Raw genomic sequence first — 1,434 nt, 5'->3', positions numbered from 1 at the left:
GGAGTTCCGTCGCAGCTTCCTGACGGTGACCGGTGGGGAGGGGGTGGATGTGGTGCTCAACGCCTTGGCCGGTGAGTTCGTGGACGCGTCGCTGGACCTGCTGCCCCGTGGTGGCCAGTTCGTGGAGATGGGTAAGACCGACGTGCGGGACCCGGTGCGGGTTACCGCGGACCACCCTGGGGTGGTGTATCAGGCGTTCGACCTGTCCGAGGCCGGTGGGGACCGGATCGGGCAGATGCTGGCCGAGATTGTGGAGATGTTCGCTGCGGGGGTTCTGCAGCCGTTGCCGGTGAGGGTGTTCGAGGCGGCTCACGCGGTGCAGGCCTTGCGGTATCTGCAGGCGGCGCGTCATGTGGGCAAGGTGGTGCTGCGGCTGCCGGCCGGGCTGGATTCGGGTGGCACGGTGGTGGTCACTGGTGGGACGGGGGTGTTGGGTGGGTTGGTGGCCCGGCATCTGGTCACCGCGCACGGGGTCAGGCACTTGTTGTTGTTGTCCCGGCGGGGTCCGGCCGCGGCGGGGGCGGCGGAGCTGGTCGGTGAGCTGACCGGGTTGGGCGCCCGGGTTCAGGTGGTGGCGTGTGACGTCGCTGACCGGGACGCGCTGGCTGAGGTGTTGGCAGGGGTGCCGGTCGAGCATCCGGTGGTGGGGGTGGTGCACACCGCCGCAGTCCTCGACGACGGGGTGGTCGAGGCGTTGACGCCGCAGCGGCTGGAGACCGTGTTGCGGGCGAAGGCGGATGCGGCGTGGTGGTTGCATGAGCTGACCCGGGACATGGATCTCGGGTTGTTCGTGGTGTATTCGTCGGCGGCGGCCACCCTCGGGTCACCCGGGCAGGGAAACTACGCCGCGGCGAACGCCGTTCTGGATGCCTTGGCGCTGCGGCGGCAGGCCGAGGGTCTGGTCGGTCAGTCGTTGGCGTGGGGGCTGTGGGCTCAGCAGTCGGCGATGACCGGGCATCTCGACGAGGCCGACCTGGACCGGATGCGACGCAGCGGCATCCTTCCCCTCTCCTCCGAGCAGGGCCTGGCGTTGTTCGACGCGGCAGTGCGTACTGACCAGGCGCAGCTCGTACCGATCCGGGTGGACCTGGCCGCGCTGCGTCGTACCGGAGCGGGTGGCGTTGCACCGGTGTGGCGGACGTTGGCCGGCGGCTCGGCCCGCCGTATGGCGGCCACCGCTGATGCGCCGGTGGATCTGGCCGCCAGGTTGGCGGCTATGGGGGTGGAGGAGCGCCAGCGGACGGTTTTGGAGTTGGTGCGGGCGCAGGCTGCGGTTGTGCTCGGTCATGCCGACCCGGCGGCGGTTGATCCGGGTAGCGCGTTCCGTGAGCTTGGTTTCGATTCGTTGACTGCTGTGGAGTTGCGTAACCGGTTGGCTGCCGCGACGGGGTTGTCGTTGCCGGCCACGCTGGTTTTTGACTATCCGACGCCGGT

At 69.5% G+C, this 1,434-nt stretch carries 1 protein-coding gene; it reads left to right on the top strand.

The window, feature by feature from the left end:
* Positions 1-25: 25 nt before the first annotated feature.
* The coding region (locus ACIA6B_RS32525; protein WP_396779322.1) for an SDR family NAD(P)-dependent oxidoreductase at positions 26-1,434 on the top strand (1,409 nt) is incomplete at its 3' end.

This window comes from Micromonospora sp. NPDC051141, assembly GCF_044455765.1.
Classification (GTDB): domain Bacteria; phylum Actinomycetota; class Actinomycetes; order Mycobacteriales; family Micromonosporaceae; genus Micromonospora.
Note: the sequence above shows the minus strand (reverse complement) of the source record. Positions and strands in the feature narration are given on the sequence as shown.